The 21,494-nt window shown below is 65.7% G+C and carries 20 protein-coding genes; 14 read left to right on the top strand and 6 right to left on the bottom strand.

The genetic code is table 11. The features are described from left to right. Positions 1–45: 45 nt before the first annotated feature. The 4 genes from DK926_RS07880 (at position 46) to DK926_RS07895 (ending at position 3,199) form a co-directional block, all read left to right on the top strand. Positions 46–1,023: an LLM class F420-dependent oxidoreductase gene (locus DK926_RS07880; protein ID WP_174551494.1), complete on the top strand. Its 978-nt coding sequence runs from the start codon at positions 46–48 to the stop codon at positions 1,021–1,023. Positions 1,024–1,112: 89 nt separating this feature from the next. Then, positions 1,113–1,736: an AIM24 family protein gene (locus DK926_RS07885; protein ID WP_279387067.1), complete on the top strand. Its 624-nt coding sequence runs from the start codon at positions 1,113–1,115 to the stop codon at positions 1,734–1,736. Between the two features lies 1 nt (position 1,737). Further along, on the top strand, positions 1,738–2,415 hold the full coding sequence (locus DK926_RS07890) for an AIM24 family protein (RefSeq protein ID WP_114329965.1): 678 nt from the start codon (positions 1,738–1,740) through the stop codon (positions 2,413–2,415). A 7-nt stretch (positions 2,416–2,422) separates the two neighbouring features. Further along, entirely contained in the window at positions 2,423–3,199 is a 777-nt protein-coding gene (locus DK926_RS07895) for an AIM24 family protein (protein WP_114329966.1), read from the top strand. On the opposite strand, the gene DK926_RS07900 is transcribed toward DK926_RS07895, so the two are convergent. After that, on the bottom strand, positions 3,182–3,508 hold the full coding sequence (locus DK926_RS07900; protein WP_114329967.1) for a hypothetical protein: 327 nt from the start codon (positions 3,506–3,508) through the stop codon (positions 3,182–3,184). The genes DK926_RS07895 and DK926_RS07900 overlap by 18 nt on opposite strands. Positions 3,509–3,517: 9 nt before the next feature. Between DK926_RS07900 and DK926_RS07905 the strand changes: the two genes are divergently transcribed. Further along, a complete protein-coding gene (locus tag DK926_RS07905; RefSeq protein ID WP_114329968.1) occupies positions 3,518–3,847 on the top strand; it encodes a hypothetical protein in 330 nt (109 codons plus the stop codon). Here the strand turns inward: DK926_RS07905 and DK926_RS07910 are convergent. Continuing rightward, a complete protein-coding gene (locus DK926_RS07910) occupies positions 3,828–4,997 on the bottom strand; it encodes a macrolide family glycosyltransferase (RefSeq protein WP_114329969.1) in 1,170 nt (389 codons plus the stop codon). The genes DK926_RS07905 and DK926_RS07910 overlap by 20 nt on opposite strands. Positions 4,998–5,008: 11 nt before the next feature. Further along, a complete protein-coding gene (locus tag DK926_RS07915; RefSeq protein WP_114329970.1) occupies positions 5,009–5,356 on the bottom strand; it encodes a winged helix-turn-helix domain-containing protein in 348 nt (115 codons plus the stop codon). A gap of 93 nt (positions 5,357–5,449) precedes the next feature. Here DK926_RS07915 and DK926_RS07920 point away from each other — a divergent pair, with 93 nt between their 5' ends. The 3 genes from DK926_RS07920 to DK926_RS07930 all read left to right on the top strand — a co-directional run bounded on the left by DK926_RS07920 (position 5,450) and on the right by DK926_RS07930 (position 11,143). Continuing rightward, entirely contained in the window at positions 5,450–6,718 is a 1,269-nt protein-coding gene (locus tag DK926_RS07920; protein ID WP_114329971.1) for an MFS transporter, read from the top strand. 55 nt (positions 6,719–6,773) lie between these two features. Continuing rightward, the gene (locus tag DK926_RS07925) at positions 6,774–9,149 is read left to right on the top strand and encodes a lysylphosphatidylglycerol synthase transmembrane domain-containing protein (protein WP_114329972.1); all 2,376 of its coding nucleotides are present in this window, start codon (positions 6,774–6,776) and stop codon (positions 9,147–9,149) included. A 206-nt stretch (positions 9,150–9,355) separates the two neighbouring features. After that, on the top strand, positions 9,356–11,143 hold the full coding sequence (locus DK926_RS07930; RefSeq protein WP_243636708.1) for an EAL domain-containing protein: 1,788 nt from the start codon (positions 9,356–9,358) through the stop codon (positions 11,141–11,143). A gap of 15 nt (positions 11,144–11,158) precedes the next feature. On the opposite strand, the gene DK926_RS07935 is transcribed toward DK926_RS07930, so the two are convergent. Together DK926_RS07935 and DK926_RS07940 are read right to left on the bottom strand one after the other, a co-directional pair. Continuing rightward, positions 11,159–11,452, bottom strand: coding sequence for an antibiotic biosynthesis monooxygenase (locus tag DK926_RS07935; RefSeq protein ID WP_114329973.1), 294 nt, complete (start codon positions 11,450–11,452; stop codon positions 11,159–11,161). A gap of 38 nt (positions 11,453–11,490) precedes the next feature. Beyond that, on the bottom strand, positions 11,491–12,321 hold the full coding sequence (locus tag DK926_RS07940; protein WP_114329974.1) for a fused MFS/spermidine synthase: 831 nt from the start codon (positions 12,319–12,321) through the stop codon (positions 11,491–11,493). Positions 12,322–12,547: 226 nt separating this feature from the next. Here DK926_RS07940 and DK926_RS07945 point away from each other — a divergent pair, with 226 nt between their 5' ends. After that, entirely contained in the window at positions 12,548–13,891 is a 1,344-nt protein-coding gene (locus tag DK926_RS07945; RefSeq protein ID WP_114329975.1) for an MFS transporter, read from the top strand. A 38-nt stretch (positions 13,892–13,929) separates the two neighbouring features. Here the strand turns inward: DK926_RS07945 and DK926_RS07950 are convergent, their stop codons facing one another. Next, positions 13,930–14,643 (bottom strand): TetR/AcrR family transcriptional regulator, encoded by a 714-nt coding sequence (locus DK926_RS07950; protein WP_114329976.1) that lies wholly within the window; start codon positions 14,641–14,643, stop codon positions 13,930–13,932. Between the two features lie 207 nt (positions 14,644–14,850). Here DK926_RS07950 and DK926_RS07955 point away from each other — a divergent pair, with 207 nt between their 5' ends. The 5 genes from DK926_RS07955 to atzF are packed head-to-tail and all read left to right on the top strand — an operon-like array spanning position 14,851 to position 21,490. Continuing rightward, positions 14,851–16,395 carry an amino acid permease gene (locus tag DK926_RS07955; protein WP_114329977.1) on the top strand — a complete coding sequence of 515 codons (1,545 nt, stop codon included), beginning with the start codon at positions 14,851–14,853 and terminating at the stop codon, positions 16,393–16,395. A 5-nt stretch (positions 16,396–16,400) separates the two neighbouring features. After that, on the top strand, positions 16,401–17,192 hold the full coding sequence (locus DK926_RS07960) for an urea amidolyase associated protein UAAP1 (RefSeq protein ID WP_114329978.1): 792 nt from the start codon (positions 16,401–16,403) through the stop codon (positions 17,190–17,192). After that, entirely contained in the window at positions 17,189–17,809 is a 621-nt protein-coding gene (locus DK926_RS07965) for an urea amidolyase associated protein UAAP2 (protein ID WP_114329979.1), read from the top strand. Before DK926_RS07960 ends, DK926_RS07965 begins: the two co-directional genes overlap by 4 nt. After that, positions 17,806–19,821 (top strand): 5-oxoprolinase/urea amidolyase family protein, encoded by a 2,016-nt coding sequence (locus tag DK926_RS07970; protein WP_114329980.1) that lies wholly within the window; start codon positions 17,806–17,808, stop codon positions 19,819–19,821. The genes DK926_RS07965 and DK926_RS07970 overlap by 4 nt, the downstream gene beginning before the upstream one ends. After that, complete coding sequence (gene atzF / locus DK926_RS07975) at positions 19,808–21,490, top strand: allophanate hydrolase (RefSeq protein WP_114329981.1); 1,683 nt, start codon at positions 19,808–19,810, stop codon at positions 21,488–21,490. The genes DK926_RS07970 and atzF overlap by 14 nt, the downstream gene beginning before the upstream one ends. Positions 21,491–21,494 lie beyond the last annotated feature (4 nt).

Consider the following 21,494-nt stretch of genomic DNA (forward strand, 5'->3'; position numbering starts at 1 on the left):
GCGCAAACGACGCATCACCGCCGGACCGCGAGTAGCGTTGACCAGGTGACCATTCGTCTCGGATACCAGATGCCCAACTTCAGCTACTCGGGTTCCGTGAAGGAACTGTTCCCCACGGTCATCGCGCAGGCGCGCGAGGCTGAGGCAGCAGGATTCGACACTGCCTTCGTCATGGACCACTTCTACCAACTGCCCGGAATCGGTGCGCCCGACGAGCCCATGCTCGAGGCGTACACCGCACTGTCCGGCCTCGCGACGGCCACCGACACCATCCAGTTGTCGGCTCTCGTCACCGGCAACACCTACCGGAACCCGGCGATCCTCGCCAAGACCGTCACGACGCTCGACGTCGTCAGCGGCGGCCGCGCTATCCTCGGCATCGGCGCAGGCTGGTTCGAGTTGGAGCACAACAGCTTCGGGCTCGAGTTCGGTACGTTCACCGACAGGTTCGAACGCCTGGACGAGGCGCTGCAGATCATCGAGCCGATGCTGCGCGGACAGCGTCCGACATTCGACGGACTCTGGTACCAGGTCGACGAGGCCATCAACGAACCCCGGATTCGCGACGACCTTCCGATCATGCTCGGCGGTGGCGGTGAGAAGAAGACCTTCGGCTTGGCCGCCCAGTTCGCCGATCACCTCAACATCATCTGCGACGCAAGCGAATTGCCACGCAAGGTCAAGGCCGTCGAGGCCCGGTGCGAGGAGATCGATCGCGACCCGAAGGACCTCGAGACCAGCTTCCTGGCGTTCGTGATCATCGACGAGGACGGCGACAAGGCCCGGCAGCTCCAACACGACTACTTGCTGTCGACGGGCGTCGACCTGTCGAACCTCTCGGACGACGACAAGGCAGCAGCCACCGATCGCCAGTTCTGCGGCACCCCCGACGACGTCGCCGAGCAAGTCCAGCGACGCGTCCTCGACCAGGGCATCGACGGCGTGATCATCAACCTGGTGACCAACGGACACCAGCCCGGCATCGTCGAACTCGCAGGTAAGACGCTGAAACCGCTCGTCTGACGTGCGTGGGAATGTATAGCGGGCTAAACATTCCCACGCACGGGGCGCAACAGCTGGCACGGGGGAACGGGCCGTGGCATAGTTCCCCCGTGGCACAGCTGACGACGAACGGGCACCGCGTGCTCGTCGCGAATCTGACAGGCGATTCGCTGCGCGCGATGTCGGGATCGATGGTCGCCTACGAAGGCGACGTTTCCTTCAAGAACGCGGGCATGGGTGGCGGCGGCGGACTGAGAGCCGCGTTGAAACAGAAGGTCGCCGGTGAATCCCTCTCTCTCATGGAGGTTTCCGGCCAGGGCACCGTCTACTTCGCCGTCGACGCACAGGACATCACGGTCGTCGAACTGGCCGGCGACTCGATGCACGTCGAGGCGTCACAACTTCTCGCACTGACGGGTCAGCTGAAAACCGAGGTGAAGTTCAGCGGCCTGCGTGGCGCGTCGTCGGGTCAAGGTCTGTTCACCACCGTCGTCAGCGGATCCGGCGCCGTCGCGCTGCTGTCGGCGGGTGGTCCGCTCATCGCACTCGCCGTCGACCCGCAGTACCCCCTCGTCGTGGACCCGGACGCCTTCGTCGCGCACCGCGGCCCACTGAACCAGAGCTTCGTCACCGACGTCACGTGGCGTTCCGCCATCGGCGGCGGCAGCGGTGAGGCCTTCTCGCTTCGTTTCGACGGCCAAGGCGTCGTCTACATCCAACCCGAGGAGCGCTGACGTGCCGCTCGAAGTCGTCAACAGCAAGGTCGTCAAGACAACACTCGCGCAGGGCCAGAACGTGTTGGCCCGCAAGGGCGCGATGCTCTACTACACCGGCGATGTCCGCTTCGTTCCTCATTCGATGGGCGGCTCGGCGGCAGGCATGCCGAGTCTGGGTGGGGTCGCGGGAATGGCCGGACGGATGATGTCCGGTGAACACGTCTCGATGATGGCCGCCGAAGGCCAGGGCGAGGTCTTCTACGGCCACGCAGGCCTGTACGTCGAAGTCATTCATCTCGACGGCTCGTCGCTGCTGACCGTCGAAGCCGATCGCCTCCTCGCGCACGACGGGTACCTGCAGACCTCGGTCGTGGCATTGACGTCGCAAGGCGGTGTCCGTGGAGCCGTGCGCGGCGCGATGACCGGCCAAGGTCTGTTCACCACCCAACTCAGCGGGCAGGGCACCGTCGCGGTTCTCTCACACGGCGGTGCGATTCCGCTGGAGGTCGGGCCGCAACGCCCGCACGTGGTGGTCGATCCGCAGGCGTACGTCTGCCACATCGGCAACATCCAGGTCGACATCTCGGCCAACGTGGGCTGGCGCGACGCCGTCGGCCGCGGAAGCGGTGAGGCGATGCAACTGAAGATAACCGGCATGGGCACCGTGTGGGTCCAGGCGTCCGAGCAGAAATTCTGAGGCCCTCATGACTACTTTTCCGGGTCATTCCGCGGGCTCCACTCCCGCCGAAGTGCACACTCCCTACACCCTCCCGGTCAACGACAACGTGCCCGGCAACGACTACGCCTTCTGCGTCGAACTGGCAGGTCAGCCGTGGTTCACGTCGAAGGGCGCGATGATCGCGTATTACGGCAACGTGCGGTTCGAGCCGCTCGGACAGACGTCGATGCCCGCCATCGTCGCCGCGCGTTTCTCGTCGCCGCTGTACTCGAACGAGTGGGTTCTCGCGCAGGGGCAGGGGAAGCTGATCCTCGGTGACCGGGGCTTCAACATCAACTCCTACGACCTCGACGAGGGCAACCTGACGATCCGCGCCGCGAACCTCCTCGCGTTCGAGCCGACGCTCGATCTGAAGCAGTCGATCGTGCCCGGGTTCCTGACGCTCCTCGGCACCGGGAAGTTCCTGGCGTCGTCGAACGGGCAGGTCATGTTCGCCGAACCGCCTCTGCGCATCGACCCCGAAGCGCTCGTCGGATGGGCCGATTGCCCGTCGCCGTCGCATCACTTCGACGCCGGGTGGATGCAGAACTTCCTCGGTGCGGCCCGCGGATTCCTCGGCGCGAACAGCGGTGAGGAGCGGCAGTTCGACTTCACGGGCGCCGGAACCGTTCTCATCCAGTCCAGTGAGAAGGTTCTCGACGACGGTCACCTGCTCCGCCACATCGAGTCGCAGACCGTCTCGTTGGGGCAGAACAGTCTGCGGGCGCTGCACCAGACCATCGGGTCACGGCTGCAGCAGTAGTGCGGCTGCGCCGGCCGTGCCCAGCCGCGCACCTTCCAGCGAACGCGCAGGTTGCAACGCGCGCGCCTGCTGCAACCTGCGCAGATCAGGGGTGAGGTCGAGGCCGTGACCGTAGCCGCGCACCTTGCAGCGAACGCGCAGGTTGCAACGCGCGCGCCTGCTGCACCCTGCGCAGATCAGGGGTGAGGTCGAGGCCGTGACCGTAGCCGCGCACCTTTCAGCGAACGCGCAGGTTGCAACGCGCGCACCTGCTGCAACCTGCGCGACGGAGAGCGATCCGAGGTGCGCGTCGGCGTACAGCGAGCGCACACTGGAGACATGACCAACAACGGACCTTTCGGAATCGACCCCGAGGACTTCGATCGCTTCGCGAAAGAGGCGAGCGACGGACTGCGCGACGTCGTCGACCAGGTGGGCAAGTTCTTCGGTGGGGGTGCGACGCGGACGGCGCCCGAACCCCCGAAGCCCACATCACCTGCCGACGGCGTGTGGGCCATATACACCGTCTCCGAGGACGGCGCCGCGCTTATCGACCAGCTGTACGCGACGGAACTCGACGCGCTGCGTGCGCACAAGGACAACACCGATCCGACGCGCAAGGTGCGGTTCCTGCCGTACGGAGTGAGCGTCAGCGTGCTCGAAGACTAGCTTCGACGGCGTCTGCTGCACGCTCGATCCCGCCGTGCGCTCTGATGTCGGCGCTGATGCCTGCCAGTCGTGCGGCGATGTCCGGCGAGCCGGCGACGTTGTCCACGGCCTCACGCAGAGCGATCGCGGTGGCGTCGCTGTCGGCGAGTTGCACTCCGACGCCCAGCTCCTCGAGCATCGCCGCGTTCCCGAACTGGTCGACGGCCTGAGGAACGGCGACGGTGGGCACGGCGAACCACAGCGCCTCGGTGCACCCGCCCATACCGGCGTGCGTGACGAACGCCGACGCGGCCGCCAACACCGTCAGTTGCGGAACCTGTTGATGCAGTTCGACGTTCGACGGCACCTCACCGAGTGACTCCGCGTCGACGCGGTAGCCGATCGCGATGACGACGTGCCAATCCGAGTCACGGAACGCGTCGATACACAGGCGATAGAAGTCGGGGCGTTCGTTGAATCCGGTGCCGAACGAGACGAGCAGCACCTTGCGTCCGTCGGCGGGAGGCGTCCAGCATCGGTCGTCGAGCCGAGCCGGGTCGAGACACGGCCCGACGAACTGCACCGAGTCGGGAACCCGATCGGCATTCGGCTGCATCGCGCGAGGGATCAGCGACAGCACACTCTCCGGATACGTGATCCACTCCCACGGATCGGCTTCGATGTCGTTGTTTCGCAACCACTTCGCGTAGGTGTCGCGGTAATCCCTTCCTGCATCGGACTGCCGGATCGACTCCAGCACCTCACCCATCTCGTCCTCGTAGCCCCGCCACGCGACATAGGTCGGCGAAAGCTGCACTGCCGGAACACCGTAGCGGCGTCCGAGGATCGGAGCGGCAAGACCGCCTATGTCGTACAGCAACAGATCCGGACGGTCGACGTCGTAGAACTCGGTGAGAATCGGGAACGATCCGATCGCCTCGTCGAGAAACACCCGCATCGCCGACGCCGGATCTTCGGGCCAGTCCGCTTCACCCTGCGGCAGGATCGAATTGAACGACACGAGCTGAGCACCAGCAGGTTCGACGACGTCGGCCATCGATGCACCGACCGCGTACGTGAGACGGTGTCCGCGTCGCACCAGCTCGGCGATCAGGCCGAGCGACGGATAGATGTGACTCGGCGCGGTACAGCCGATCATGGCGATGTGCATGAGAACCGACGCTAGCGTTCGACGGCGTCCGACTCCACCGATTTACGACTCTTCTCGTTCGCCAGGAGATCCAGCAGGCCCGGAAAGCGGTCGTTCACGTCACGCCGTCGCAGCGTCACCTTGCGACTGTTCCCGCGATCCACCTGGAACACGAGACCCGACTCGCGAAGCACCCGGAAGTGATGCGTCAGAGTCGATTTGGAGACGCCGAGCTCGAACGACATGCACGTGCGCTCGACGCCGTCGCCCTCTCCCACGAGTTCGGTGATCACTCTGCGGCGCAACGGATCCGACAGTGCCGACATGACCGATCCCAGCTCCATCTCGGACACGTCCGGGTGGCCGTCTTCGTCCGGCATTCGGGGCTCCTTTCAGTCGCCATGTGCACGGATTGCATCATACCTTCCGATCTGCTGTCATAGGTACGACAATTCTCGTACCTAGGGGGATCTGTGCTCTCGAAACCGACGCTCGCAGTCGTACTCACAGCTCAGTTCGTCATTCCGATGTCCATCGCAGGCACAGCGATCGCACTTCCGCGCATCGCCGCCGATCTCGGTGAGAGCCCAGGACCGCTGCAGTGGGTCGTCAACGGCTTCAACCTCGCGTTCGCCTTGTTCACCGTGGTGTGGGGCGCCGCGTCGGACCGGATCGGGCACCACATCTCGTTCCGCATCGGTGTGGCAGTGACCAGTCTCGCGGGACTGGCCAGCGCCGTTGCCCCGGACCTCCTCGTGCTCGACATCGCGCGAATAGTGGCCGGAATAGGTGCCGCTGCCGTTCTCGTCGGCGCAACGTCGATCCTGTCGAACCTCTACTCGGGTACCGCGCGTGCGACGGCGTTCGCCGCGTTCGGCACCGTCAACGGACTCGGCCTCGCTCTCGGCCCGACGATCGCGGGCTTGCTGGTCGGGCATTTCGGTTGGCGCTGGGTGTTTTTCGCACAAGCCGTCGTCCTTGCCGTGGCATGCGCGGGAACGAAAGCGATCCCCGCGGTCCGAGCGCGGACGTCGTCGGGCCTGGACCTGTCTCTGCTCCGCAATCGACTGTTCCTGGGTCTCTGCCTGGTTCCGGTTGCAGGCGCCATCGGGTTCGTCACACTGCTGACCTACCTGCCTGCAGCGATGAGTGGCATCCGTTCCACGACACCAGGCTCCGCGGGACTTCTGATGCTCGTCATGACGGTTCCCGTTCTCGTCGCGCCTGCAATCGTCGCGCGGGTGATCACGTCCACCCGTGTCGGACCGCTCGTGATCATTCACACGAGCCTTGTCGCACTCGTGATCGGCACCTTGGGCATGCTGCTGCTCACCCCGGGCGGTTCGATCTGGTGGATTCTGCTTCCCATGACGCTGCTCGGACTCGGCTTCGGATTGCCGATCGGTCTCGTCGACGGCGAAGCCCTCGCCGCGGTGCCCGCGCACAGCAGCGGCACGGCGGCCGGAGTGCTCAATCTGTTTCGCATCGGCGGGGAAGCCCTGTTCGTCGCTGCCTACGCCGCCCTCCTGACGCACCTCGTGCGCGGCGCGATGCCGGATGATGCGCGGGCCGACGCCACCGCCGCGGGTGTTCCGGGCTTCCCTCACGAGTACGCGACTGCGTTCGCGCACACGGTGACAGTGCTCGTCGTGCTGCTGATCGGCGTAGGCGCTGCCGTCGTCGCCCTCACTGGCCGTGCCTGGTCTGTACGCCGAGCCGAATCCGTAGTGTCCGAGCAGTGAATGGATCGGGCACGGTAGGTTGACCCCACATCAACCAGCGAGGAACAGACACAGCATGCGGGTCGACGGGCGGGATATTCCGGTCAGCGGGAGCCTGCTGCAGCCTTTGAATCGGCGCACGAGCGACATCCTGCGTCTCGTGCTGTCGCTCGTTCTGCTGGCCGCCGTCATCGCCGGGTCGCTGATCACTCGCGGGCAGTGGGACGCGCTCGAGAAGTCGGTGTCGAACATCGTCGGTGTCCTCAGCCCCGACCAGTCCAACCTCGTCTACCTGTTGTACGGCGTCGCGATCCTGGCTCTGCCGTTCGGCATTCTGATCGGGTTGATCGCGCGTCGGCAGTGGAAGCTGCTGGCCGGGTACGCGGCCGCAGGACTCATCGCGGGTCTGGCGTTGTCCATCACCGGCACCGGAATCTCGACGCCCGCATGGCACCTCGACGTACCCGACCGCCTCGACACGTTCCTGTCTCAATTCCTCGACGACTCCCGGTGGATCGCCATGCTCGCTGCGGTCCTGACGGTGTCCGGCCCCTGGTTGCCCGCGCGATGGCGTCGGCTGTGGTGGTTCCTGCTGTTGGCGTTCGTCCCGATCCACCTGTTCGTCAGCACCGTCGTGCCTGCGCGGTCGCTGCTCGGCCTGTCGGTCGGCTGGTGCGTCGGCGCGATCATCGTGCTGTTCGTCGGCACCCCGGCACTCGAGGTTCCGCTCGACGCGGCCGCTCGCCTGCTCGCCGAGCGGGGCCATCCCGTCGACTCGTTCCGCGTTCTGAAGCCCGCCGGGCCGGGACCGCTCGTGCTCGCCGCGGCTGTGCGCGGTGCGGAACCGAACATCGTCGTCGAGATGTACGGGCAGAACCAACGCAGCGGGGGCGCTCTCCGGCAGGCGTGGCGCTGGCTGTCGTTCCGCAACAGCGAGAGTGCGCCACTGCACGCGTCGATGCGACGAGCCGTCGAACATCGCGCTCTGATGGGTATCGCCATCGGTGACCTGGGCGTGGCCAGCAGCAGACCGCTGGCGGTTTCGGCGCTCGCGCGCGGCTGGGCGATGTACGCACACACCGCGCCGCGCGGTGTTCCCGTCGACGAATCGTCGGAGGACGCACTGGCCACCAGTATCTGGAAGGGTCTGCAGATACTGCATTCGCATCAGATCTCGCACGGTGACCTGCGCAGCGCCGAGCTCAGAGACGACGAGGGGACCGCACTGTTCGGCGGATTCTCCAATGCCGAGCTCGGCGCGTCGGACGCTCAGATGCAGTCCGACGTCGCGCAGCTGTTGATTTCGACGTCGGCACTCTTCGGTGAGGAACGCGCGGTCCGCATCGCCATCGACACGCTGGGCACACAGACCGTGCTGACCGCGTCGGGACGACTCACCCGTTCCGCGATTCCCGCGCGGGTGCGAAAGTCCGTACCCGACGGCACCGGCGTGATGAACGCGGTACGCGACGAGGTGGTGAAGCAGACCGGCACCGACGAGATTCGCGCCGAGCAGGTCACACGTTTCACGCGAAACCAGATCATCCAACTCGTCCTGCTGATCGGACTCGTCTACGTCGCCTACCCGTTCATCAGCGCAGTCCCGACGTTCGTCAGCGAACTGCGGACGGCCAACTGGTGGTGGGCTCTGCTCGGACTCGCCGTGTCGGCATTGACGTACATCGGTGCCGCCGCGGCGTTGTGGGCGTGCGCCTTCGGCATGGTCAGCTTCAAGAATCTGACGATCATGCAGGTGGCCAACACGTTCGCGGCGACGACGACGCCCGCAGGTGTCGGCGGCCTCGCGCTCAGCGTGCGATTCCTGCAGAAGGGCGGGCTCGGCGCTGTCCGCGCGACGGCCGCTGTCGCACTGCAACAGTCGGTCCAGGTGATCACGCACGTATCGCTGTTGGTGTTCTTCAGCGTGGTCGCGGGCACGTCGGCCGATCTCGCGCACTTCGTTCCGGATCCGACGGTTCTGTACCTGATCGCCGGTGTCGCACTGGGCATCGTCGGCACGTTCATGTTCGTCCCGACGCTACGGCGGTGGTTGCGCAACGCCGTTCGTCCCCAGCTCACCGAGGTGTTCGGTGAACTCGGACTGCTTGCCAAGGACCCCAAGCGATTCCTGCTGATCGTTCTCGGCTGTGCTGCAACCACACTCGGCGCCGCGCTCGCACTGTGGGCCAGCGTCGAGGCATTCGGCGGCGGAACCACATTCGTGACCGTCACCGTCGTGACGATGATCGGCGGAACGCTCGCATCGGCCGCGCCCACGCCCGGCGGCGTCGGCGCCGTCGAGGCAGCACTGATCGGCGGCCTGGCCGCCTTCGGCCTGCCCGCGAGCGTCGCGGTGCCGTCGGTGCTGCTGTACCGCGTCCTGACATGCTGGCTCCCGGTCTTCTGCGGTTGGCCGACACTGCGCTGGTTGACGCGCAAGGACATGGTCTGACGTGACCGACGGCCGTCGGCGGAAAGTCTCGAACGCTCGACAGCGGACTGTTTCGACACGACAAGCCAAGTGCGGGATTCGAATGAACACTCGAACCCGGCACTGGTACGGTTTCTTTCATCGGGTCGGGGCCGATACGACATGATCGAGTGATCCACGGATGATCCCGTGGTGCACATGGTCCTAGAACGAGAGGCCACATATCGGTGGGCGACATTCTCCCGTCGCGGTCGGCCACGTTCGACCTGCTGACCGGTGACCGATCGTGGTCCCCTGCACCAGACGATCAGCGATGGGCACGTCTGCTCGTCGGCGCGATGACTCTCTCGTTCGGGCTGGCCGGAATGCTGGTCATTCCGTCGGGCCAGTTCAGTACCGGTGAATCGATCTTCGTAGGACTTGCCACTCTGTCGACCGTTCCTGTCGCCGTGGCGTGGTGCCTCGGCAGTTGGCCCAGCCCGCGTCTCGCCGCCCTCAACGTGCTGTGGGCCGACGTCGGAATCCTCGGTGTCCTGCTGGCTTTCGAGTCACCGTTCGCCGCGATGCCCGGGTGTGCGATGTTCGCCGTCATCGCCGTGTTCGCGATCGTGGCGACCTCGCAGCAGATGCTGGTCCTGCATCTGGTGTTCTCGATCGGGGCGCTCGCCGTCTTCGCCGTCCTGTCGGTTCTGGACGGAATCGATCCGTGGTTGGCCGGTTCGCGGTGCGTCACGTTGGGCGCCCTGTTCGTCGTGCCGTTCGCGGTTCGGCCGTATCTGCACGACCTCCGCAGAAAGGCCGAGGTCGCGCTACGAGACTCGTTGACGGGCTTGTTCAATCGTCGCGGACTGTTCGAGGCCGTCGAGGAATTCAACGAGTCCGTACCGGACTCGCCGCGCGAGGACATCGTGATCGGCGTACTGGTCATCGACATCGACGGGTTCAAAGCGATCAACGACCGCTACGGCCATCCCTCCGGTGACGCGGTCCTGGTCGACGTCGCGAACCGGCTCCGCGGTGCCGCGTCGTCGGACACGGTCGTCGCCCGGCTCGGAGGCGACGAATTCGTCTGCGTCCATGTCGGATCCAGAACCGACGTCGACGGTATCGAGCGGCGGATTCGGGCCGCGCTGGAGGAAACCGTCGACGGCCCACCCTTCACGGCCAGTGTCGGCTCGGCCGGGGAAGCCGCGACCCGGGGGGACACGACCGGCGCGCAGCTTCGCAAGTTGATCGCGATCGCCGACATCGACCTGTACCGCAGCAAGGTTCACCCGCAGGCGCTGGTGCCCGTGCACCGAATCGATCCACTACAGGTACGCGACCGAATCGACTCGATGATCGCGGCAGGCGGCCCGAGCGTGGTGTTTCAACCGATCTGCGACACCGCGACGACCGATATCGTCGGTTACGAAGCGCTGTCACGCTTTCCGTTCGGTCACGGGTCGCCGTTGATCTGGTTCCGCGACGCGTCGCAGGCGGGAATCGGGCCCCGTCTCGAACTTGCTGCCATCGACGAAGCGCTTCGCGCCATGGCCACCCTGCCGCCCGACGCTTTCGTGTCGATCAACGCTTCCGCCGAAACCATCAGAACCACCGACCTTCTCGCCCGGCTCTCACCGCACGTCTGCTCACGCACGTTGTATCTCGAGATCACCGAACACGAACGCGTCGACGACTACCGTTCGGTTGCGCGGTCGGTCGAGGGCCTGCGCGCCGCCGGGGTTCGTATCTCGGTGGACGACGTCGGCGCAGGGTTCTCCGGTCTGCGCCAAGTCGTCGAGCTGAAACCCGATGCGCTGAAGGTCGACATCTCTCTCGTCCGCGGTATCGACACCGACCCGACCCGCAGAGCCGTGGCCGCCGCGCTCGCGAAGTTCGCGCACGACGTCGGCTCCACTCTCATCATGGAAGGCGTCGAGACCGCGGGCGAGTTGCGCGTCGCCCTCGAACTGGGCGTCGACATGGTGCAGGGTTTCCTCACCGGTCGCCCCGAGGCGCCGAGCGCGTCCTGAGATGTTTCGTTCGTCCTAGACGTCGGCGACCGTGAACTTGGTGAGGCTCGGCGCGCCGGCGAGCAGCGGAGCGAGGTCGGTGATCTTGCCTGGGCCGGCTCGGAATTCGCGGTACTTCGCGTCGGCGTCCGACGACTCCCACCGCTCGTAGGCGATCCAATGGGTCTCGTCCGCCTCGTCGATCAGGACGTCGACACCGAGGCAGCCGTCGAACGCGCGGGTCTCACCCAGCACGCGGCCGAGCACGACCTTGGCGTCGTCGAGAATTTCGGGCTTCAGCTTCAGATCGAGCAGTGCGATCAGTGCCATTTTCTCTCCTCGTGTGCGAACGGTGTCCGCCGCTCACACTACTGTTTCTGCACAGGGTCTCGAAGAACTTTCGCGTCGCGAGCGAACGTGCGCACCTGCTCGTCCTGCCACACGTGGGCCGGTACGCCGCCACCGAGAAGCTCACGAGCCAAAGCCGGTTCTTGCGCCAGCGGGACGTCGCTGCCTGCGATGACGACGTTGCCGTAGCGTCGGCCCTTCAGCATCGCAGGATCGGCGACGATCGCCGTGTGTGGAAAAACCGAACCGATGGTCGACGCCTCCCGCCGCGTCCGCTGGAGGTCCCGGGTGTCGCCACAGTTGACGACGTACACACCGCCGGGCGCAAGGACGCGTCGGACATGATCGGTGAATTCCTTCGTCTGCAACGCCTCCGGCGTGGTGCTGCCGGCGAACACGTCACGGACGATCACGTCTCGACTGTTCTCGGTGAGCGTCTCGGTCACCTCACGTGCATCGCCGACGCGAATGCGCAGCAGCGGTGCGCGCGGAAGATCGAACCAGTCGCGGACGAGTTCGGCGAGCCTGCCGTCCAGTTCGACGACCACCTGCCGCGCGTCCGGGTACACCGCGGCGAAATACCGTGCGAGAGTGCAGGCTCCACCGCCCAGATGCAATGTTCGCAATCGCGATCCCGGAAAGTCGTGGTACCGAACGAGTCCGGCCATCCACCGCATGTACTCGAAGTCGAGCTGGGTGGGGTCGTCCATGTCGATGTGCGAACTGGGCACACCGTTGATCTGCACGGTCCAGCCGTCGGAAACGAGTGTGTCCCTGATCAATTCGCACGTACCGGTGTCGATGTCGTAGACGCCTGCCGTCGGACCGGCCGAATCCTTCTTCCTAGGCATGCGGTTCCAGCGCCGGCGGCGTCATCGTGTCGGGGCGCTCGGCCCGATTCGGTAGAACAGTCACCCTGTCAGTATGCGACTACGCCCGTCGAGGTGGCGAGACCTACTCGTCGTCGCCCGGGAACGCGACCGCGCGGTACCCCCATCAGGGGGTAGTCCACTGTGTCGCCGGTCACATACCTTCCTCGTACTGGTCATCGAGCCAGCACTGTCCACGAGGAGTGCAATGAGCAATATTTCCAAACCCGACGTAGCCGCCCCCGAGCGACCGACTGCGTCCGGACCGACCACCAGCGTTCGCCGAGTCGCGTTCGCGAGCGGAATCGGGACGACGATCGAGTTCTACGACTTCTTCATCTACGGAACCGCAGCCGCTCTCGTCTTTCCGACGGTATTCTTCCCCGCGCTCGGCTCGACAGCAGGCACCGTGGCGTCCTTCGCGACGTTCGCCGTCGCATTCGTCGCGCGTCCTGCGGGCGCAGTGTTGTTCGGGCACTTCGGCGATCGGATAGGTCGCAAGAAGACCCTCATCTCCACACTGCTGCTGATGGGTATCTCGACATTCGTCATCGGACTGCTCCCCGGTGCCGAGACCATCGGGGTGGCCGCGCCGATCATCCTCGTGCTCCTACGGTTCGGACAGGGTTTCGCCGTCGGTGGCGAATGGGCTGGGGCCACACTGCTGACAGCCGAGTACGCACCCGCGAACAAACGCGGCTTCTACGCGATGTTCCCCCAGCTGGGACCGTCCGCGGCATTCGTACTCTCCAGTGCCACCTTCCTGGTCACCGGAGCCTTGCTCGGCGACACCAACCAGACGTTCCTCGACTACGGATGGCGCATTCCGTTCCTGTTCAGCGCCGTACTGGTTCTGATCGGGCTGTACATGCGACTTGCTATCGAGGAGACACCGATCTTCCGCGCCGATCGACAGCTCCGCGACACCCAAACCGATCGACCGTCGCGTCTGCCGTTCTTCGATGCCTGGCGTGTGCAGAAGAAAGAGATCCTGCTTGCCGCCGGCGCGTTGGCGTCGTTGTTCTCGCTCTTCTACATGGGCACCGCCTACCTCACGAGCTACGGCACCAAGACACTCGGCTTCGATCGCCCGTTCGTCCTGATCACAGGCATCGTCGCGGCCGTCGTCTTCGGCCTGGCAACTGCGATCTCCGCGGCCTACTCCGATCGCATCGGACGTCGCCGGGTGATCATGACGTCGTGCATCGTCGCCGTCCCGTGGTCGCTCGCTCTGTTCCCACTGCTGGATTCGGGATCGGAGACGGCATTCGTTCTCGGAATGTGCATCACTCTCCTGATCTTCGGCATCGCATACGGTCCCACCGGCGCACTGCTGCCCGAGCTGTTCCAGACCCGTTTCCGTTACACGGGAGCGGGACTCGGCTACAACCTCGCCGGGGTGCTCGGCGGTGCCGTTCCTCCGATCTTGGCCGCGCCTCTGACTGCGTCGTTCGGCAGCATGTCGGTCGGCGTCATGCTCGCTGTGCTCGCCCTTCTGAGCATCGTGTGCACCAAGGCGCTCGTCGAGACGAAAGAAGTGAACATGGCCTGACGCTCCACCAGCGACTCCCGTTCTCGCCGCGTCGGCGGTCAGGACGGGAGCCGTGCCGTCCAGACGGTCTCGACGGCGGCCGAGCAGTCCAACAGCCGCACTGCCTCCGTGCGCAGGGTGTCGGTGGGACCGACCCAGCCCAGCACCCGCACCGCCGCGTCGGCGATGGTCTTCGCGTACTCGACGGCGGGGACTCCTCGGCCGTTCTCGGCATCGGCCCTCCCGTTCACGACGGTCTCCACCAGGCGAAACGGCAGTTCCTCGGTGCCGGGGAGTGCATCGACGCCCAGCTCGGATGCCGTGGCCGAGGCCAGCGACGCGTAGATGTTCATGAGCGCGTACCGGTGCTGCCGGAAGGCGTCGAACCGATCCGCCCTCAGTTCCGGCAGGAGATAGAGCGCTCCGAGGTTCCAGGTGGAGCGAGCCAGCTGATCCGCGTCGAACAGCACGAGGGCGTACATCTTCACCGCCGCCGACGCGTCGCTCTCCGCCACCCCGCGACCGACAGCCAACGGCTCGTCGACGGTTCCGCCGAGGAGTGCGTCGAGGATGTCGTCCTTGCCCGCGAAGTGGTGGTACAGCGATGCCTGACGAAGCCCGACCGCGTCGGCGATCATGCGCGTCGACGTGCTCGTGTATCCCCGCGTCGTGAACAGCTCGGCAGACGCGTCCAGAATCTCCTCGCGTGCCGTGTCACCCGGGCGCTTCTTGGTGCTGAGTCTCGGTCGGCCTGCGCCGGTGGTGGTGGCCATGTGCTCATCCTGGCATCGAATCGCCTGGTGTGAAGTTTCTGTCACCGGGCAGAAACGTACGAAACACAGATGTTTCACGACGGCACACGTTCGCTACATGCTCGTCACCCAACGAGCGATCCCGGACGGAAAACTATCGAGTGACAGAAACCCCCGCACCGGCAGCGCAGACGGGCGGTCACTCTCACTTCCGTTCAGGAGACACGTATGAGCTCGACTACTCTGCCCGCACCCGAGGGGCCGTCGACATCGACCACGAGCGATCACTCCGACCTCGTCGGGCTGGGATACGAACCGCAGCTTCATCGTTCGCTCGGGAAGTTCGCGTCGTTCGCTGCAGGGTTCTCGTTCGTCTCGATCCTGACGACGATCTTCCAGCTCTTCGGACTCGGCTTCAGCTTCGGTGGTCCCGCCTTCTTCTTCACGTGGCCGCTGGTGTTCCTGGGTCAGTTCATGGTGGCACTGAACTTCGCCGAACTCGCTGCGCGATACCCGATTTCGGGCGCGATCTATCAGTGGTCGAGGCGCATGGGCGGTGAGATCGTCGGATGGTTCGCCGGCTGGTTCATGATCATCGCGCAGATCGTCACGGCAGCGGCAGCGGCCATCGCGCTGCAGGTAGTACTACCGAGCATCTGGAGCGGATTTCAGATCGTCGGCGACGACACCGCCCTCACGTCCCCGAGCGGCGCTGCCAATGCCGTCATCCTCGGCTCGGCCCTTCTGGTGCTGACGACGACGATCAACTGCATCGGCGTCAACTGGATGTCACGGATCAACAGCATCGGCGTCACCTGCGAAATCGTCGGTGTCGCAGCGGTAGTGCTCGTCTTCTTCACTCACGCCGAACGTGGACCGCAGGTGGTACTGGACACCGGCTCCGCAGGCGCCGAGCCCGGATACATCTGGGCGTGGATCGTCTCGGGACTGATGGCTGCCTACGTCATGGTCGGATTCGGCTCCGCAGGTGAACTGGCCGAGGAAACGCACAATCCCCGACGCGTCGCACCGCGCACGATTCGCTTGGCGCTGTCGGCCTCCGCGCTGGGCGGTGGACTGATGATCGTCGGTGCGCTGATGGCCGCTCCGAGCCTCACCGATGGTCGACTCGCCGCCGAAGGCCTACCGTACGTTCTCGATTCGATCCTCAGCTCGCCGTGGGGAACCGTTCTGCTGATCGACGTCGCGATCGCCGTCTTCATCTGCACACTCGCGATCCAGACCGCTGCATCCCGCCTGATGTTCTCGATGGCGCGCGACGGCCGACTGCCCGCGTCGAAGTTGCTGTCGACGGTGAACACACGGACCGGAACGCCCATGGCGCCGTCGGTTCTCATCGGAATCGCCTGCGTCGCAGTCCTTGCGGTGAACGTGGGCAACGCAGCGATCTTCACGACGCTGACCAGCGTCTGCATCGTTTTGATCTACCTCGCCTACATGATGGTCACCGTGCCGCTGCTCGTTCAACGTCTGAAGGGCTGGCCGCGCGGCGGTATGCAGGTCGACTCGGAAGGCACGAAACTGTTCGGCCTCGGAGTCCTGGGCATCCCCGTCAACATCCTCGCGGTGCTGTACGGCGGTCTCATGGTCGTGAACCTCTCCTGGCCGCGCGCCGAAATCTTCAACCCCACCGGGGAATTCCCGATACTGCAGTGGGCAGCACCGCTCACCGTCCTCGCCGTCGTCGTCGTGGGCATCGTCTGCCTGCCGCGCGGCAAAGCACACCCGAAGCCCGTCACGATCGGAGCCTGACACCCATGAACACCGCAACGACTCACGCCGCCCGAGACCATGCCCGAGCGCAGGCCGCGGCGATCACCGGGCCTGCCGCGCCCGAGGGCATCAGCGAACTGACCTGGTCCGAAACCGTCCCCGGTGGTCGCTACACGACGAAGGTCCTGGCACGGGGTACCCGGCTCCGCCTGCGCGACGTCGACGGCAATGCCTGCGCACACCTTCTTCTGTACCGCGCGGACGCACCGTGGGAACGCCTCAATGCTGCTGACACGGTGAAGGTCCCGTGGCAGGCGTATCTCGGTATCGGTCACCCGCTTCTGTCCGACCAAGGCCGGGTACTCGCGACCGTCGTCGCCGACTCGTCGGGACGCCACGACGCGTTCTGCGGCACCACATCCGTTGCCGCCAACGACGCGAAATACGGAAGCGGAGAACTGCATTCGTCCTCGCCGGCCGGACGGGAGCTGTTCACCGTCGCAGCGGCGAAGCACGGTCTGGAACCTCGCGATCTGCCACCGTCGATCTCGTTCTTCCACGGTGTACGCGTCGAGGCCGACGGCGCGTTGACGGCGACGGGCAATGCGAACGCAGGAGCGGAGATCGACCTGCTCATCCATCTTCCGGTCGTCGTGCTGCTCGCGAACACGGCCCATCCGCTCGATCCGTCCCCGACCTTCGACACCACCGCACTCGATGTGCTGGCGTGGGATGCATCGTCCGAACTGAACGACTTGTTCAACACCGACCCCGAATATCAACGCGCGGTGTGGAACACCGAAAGCGCATGGACCGCAGCGAAAGGCACACGATGACAACGACACTCGGAACCGTGATCCTGGACGAGATCGCCGACGCCAGAGCACCGTGGTCCGCCGTCGTCGCGGCCGGTGACATCCTCACCATCGTCGACCTGCACGGCAACCAAGCCGTCGACACGTTGGTGTACTCGGCGCACGATCATGCCGTTCGATACTCGGCGGCAGCGACCGTCGTCGCCCAGAAGAATCTGTTCCTCACCACCGGAACCGTTCTGCGCAGCGACGATTCCACCGCGCTGATGACCATCGTCGACGACGAGGTCGGCAACCACGACACCGTCGGCGGCGCCTGCTCGCAGGAATCGAACACCCTGCGGTACGGACACCACACCGCGCACCAGCACGCCTGCGTCGAGAACTTCCTGATCGAAGGCGCCAAATGGGGCCTCGGCAAACGAGACCTGGTGTCCAACATCAACTTCTTCATGAACGTTCCCGTCGACGCCGACGGCACCCTCGGGATCGTCGACGGCCTTTCCGCCCCCGGTAAGTCGCTGTCGCTGCGCGCCGAGATCGACACACTCGTCCTCGTCTCGAACTGCCCACAGATCAACAACCCGTGCAACGGTTTCGACCCCACGTCGGTCCGCATGATCGTGAGCAGGCCATGACCGGTACCAAGATGACCGTCGTACGCCCCGGCATGCTGACGACGGTGCAGGACTGGCCGGGACGCGTCGGCTACTGGCAGGTCGGTGTGCCGCCGTCGGGACCGATGGACGACCTGTCCTTCCGCCTCGGCAACGTCGCCCTCGGAAACCCCGAGGGCGCACCGGGTCTCGAATCCGCTATGGCCGGGCCGGCGTTGACGTTCGACGCGGACACGTACGTCTGTGTGACGGGTGCGGACACCCGGGTACGCGTGGACGGCGTACGGGTCGCACAGTGGCGTCCGGTGCTCGTTCCTGCCGGAGCCGTCCTCGACGTCGGCATGACCGACGGCGCGGGCCTGCGCGTCTACGTCCTGATCCAGGGAACGATCGACGTCGAGCCGTACCTCGAGAGCGCATCGACGTTCACGCTCGGCAAGTTCGGAGGCCACCGCGGCGGAACCATCGGTGAGGGAGACGTTCTGGAGATCACCGGTGCCACCGACGACGCCGACCGCGTCCGATCGATCCCGATGGAACACCGCCCCGTCCTGACGACGACATGGGACATCGCCGTCACCGAAGGGCCGCACGGGGCACCCGAGTTCTTCACCCGCGCCGACATGGACACGCTGTATTCGACGTCGTACGAAGTGCACTTCAACTCCGATCGCACGGGTGTCCGCCTCATCGGACCGAAGCCGGAGTGGGCGCGACAGGACGGCGGAGAGGCCGGCCTGCACCCGTCGAACATTCACGACAACGCCTACAGCGTCGGCGCACTCGACTTCACCGGTGACACACCGATTCTCCTCGGACCTGACGGTCCGAGTCTCGGCGGATTCGTCTGCCCCGTGACGACCGTGGCCGCGGAACGCTGGAAGCTCGGGCAGTTGAAGGCGGGAGACACCGTCCGCTTCGTACCGATCAGAGCGGCGCACGCCGCCTCGTTGGGCACGCTCGGAGTCCAGCGACGCGCGAGTATGCCCGTCGTGTTCTCGAGTGGGGGCGACGGCGACGACGGCGTCCTCGCGCGTCGCGAGGCGGAGACCTCGGTGACGTATCGGCGCTCCGGTGACGACAACGTGCTCGTGGAGTACGGAGACATGAAGCTGGACCTGACATTACGTGCTCGTGCGCATGCACTGCACCAGCGAGTCGAGGCCCTCGCGCCGAAGGGTCTGATCGATCTCACGCCGGGGATCCGTTCGCTGCAGGTCAAGGTCGATCCCGACGTACTCCCGATCTCGACACTGATGGGTCTGCTCTCGGAGATCGAGGACGACCTGCCCGCCGCGTCCGAACTCGTGGTGCCGTCGCGTCACGTGCGGATGCCGCTGTCGTGGGACGATCCGTCCACCCGTGAAGCGATCGCGCGCTACATGCACGGCGTTCGTTCCGACGCGCCGTGGTGCCCGTGGAACATCGAGTTCATCCGTCGCATGAACGGATTGAACACTGTCGCAGATGTTTTCGACACCGTCTTCGCAGCCGAGTACATGGTGCTGGGTCTCGGTGACGTCTACCTGGGTGCGCCCGTCGCGACTCCGTTGGATCCGAGGCACCGACTCGTCACGACCAAGTACAACCCGGCGCGCACCTGGACACCGGAGAACGCCGTCGGGATCGGCGGAGCCTACCTGTGCATCTACGGCATGGAGGGGCCGGGCGGCTACCAGTTCGTCGGCCGTACGACGCAGGTGTGGAATCACCGGTACCCCAGCACGATCGCCCCGTTCGAGAACGAGAGTCCCTGGCTGCTGCGGTTTTTCGACCGGATCTCCTGGTACCCGGTCGAACCCGAAGAGCTGATGGATCTGCGCGCGGACACCGCGGCCGGGCGGGGAAACGGCGGTGTCGAAATCACCGACGGCGAGTTCTCGCTCGCCGACCACGAGCAGTTCCTCGCGGCCCATGCGGATTCGATCGACAGGTTCCGCGCGACGCAGTCCATCGCATTCGACGCCGAGCGCGCGGCGTGGTCCGCGGCGGGCGAATTCACCAAGAAAGGCGGCACCGATGCTGCAGCATGAGATCGCCGAGAAGGTGCGTCGGGCGTACAAGCGCATTGCCGAGGTCGACCGTCCCGAAGTCTGGATCACACTCCGGCCCGAGGACGACGTGCTGGCCGACGCAGCCGCCGTCGACCCGACCCTGCCGCTGGCCGGGATGCTCGTGGCGGTCAAGGACAACGTCGACGTCGCAGGCTTGCCGACGACCGCGGCATGCCCCGAGTTCGCGTACACGCCCGAGGTGACGGCAACGGCCGTCGCACGACTCGTCCAGCAGGGCGCGCTGATTCTCGGGAAGACGAATCTCGATCAGTTCGCCACCGGTCTCGTCGGCACCCGCAGCCCGTACGGTGCGGTGCGGTGCGCGTGGGATCCCGAGCGGGTGTCGGGCGGATCCTCGTCGGGCTCGGTGGCCGCCGTGGCGCTCGGTATCGTGGACATCGGAATCGGCACCGACACAGCCGGTTCCGGACGCGTTCCGGCAGCGTTCCACGGAATCATCGGCATCAAGACGACGCTCGGCATCGTCCCGACGACCGGCGTGGTGCCTGCATGCGCGGACTACGACTGCGTCACCGTACTCGCATCGGATCTTGAGACCGCCACGCGCGCAACACGTGTCATGACCGGTTACGACGCGTCGGACCCTCGCAGTCGCACCTGGCCTGCCGACGTCCGACTGGCCGCGTCGCCGACACCCCGTCTGGCGGTTCCCCGCGCGGAGGATCTCGCGGCACTCAGCCCCGAGTACCGCGAGGCGTTCGACCGGACGCTCGCGTCGCTGAACGGCGTCACCTACGCAGAGATCGACATCTCCGTGCTGCTCGACGCCGCCGTCCTGCTGTACGACGGTGCGATCGTCGCACAGCGCTACTCCGCGGTCGGGGAGTTCCTCTCGGGTGAGCCGGGGAGCGCGGATCCCACTGTGGCGCAGATCGTTCGGAATGCCGCGCAGCCCGCTGCGCATCGTTACGTCGACGAACTCGGTGTGCTCGCCTCCGCGAAGCGGACGGCATCGGAACTGCTCGACGGGTTCGACGGATTGCTCCTACCGACGACGACCGAGCATCCGACCATCGCTGCGGTGCAGGCGGACCCGGTCGGTATCAACCGTCGGCTCGGCACGTTCACCAACTTCTGCAACCTGTTGGACATGGCCGCCGTCGCCGTTCCGGGCGCACCGACGACGGAGGGTCATCCGTTCGGCGTCATGGTCGTCGTGCCCGGCTTCGCCGACCAGGTGGCCGTCGACGTCGCCGCTCGGGTGTCCGATTGCGCTGCACCCGTTCTCGTCGACGACGGTGTCGATCTGCTGGTCGTCGGTGCGCATGTCCAGGGCTTCCCCCTTCATCACCAGCTGACCGACCGCGGTGCGCGCTTCGTCGGCGAGGTACGCACGTCCGACGCGTATCGACTCGTCGATCTCGGCACCACCCCGCCCAAACCCGGCCTCGTACGGCACGGTTCCGGTCTCGGCGCACCCATCGCGGGCGAGCTGTATCGGATGTCCGCGGCGGGCCTCGGAACGTTCCTCGCCGGGCTGCCTGCACCGATGGGGCTGACGTCCGTCGAACTGTCCGACGGCCGCTGGGTCACCGGATTCGGTTGCTCGTACGAGGCAGGGGAGGCGGGCGTCGACATCACCGAGTTCGGCGGGTGGCGCTTCGCACCCGTGCGCGGAAAGTCCTAGCCCA

Source organism: Rhodococcus sp. Eu-32 (assembly GCF_003336925.1).
Classification (GTDB): Bacteria; Actinomycetota; Actinomycetes; order Mycobacteriales; family Mycobacteriaceae; genus Rhodococcoides; species Rhodococcoides kyotonensis_B.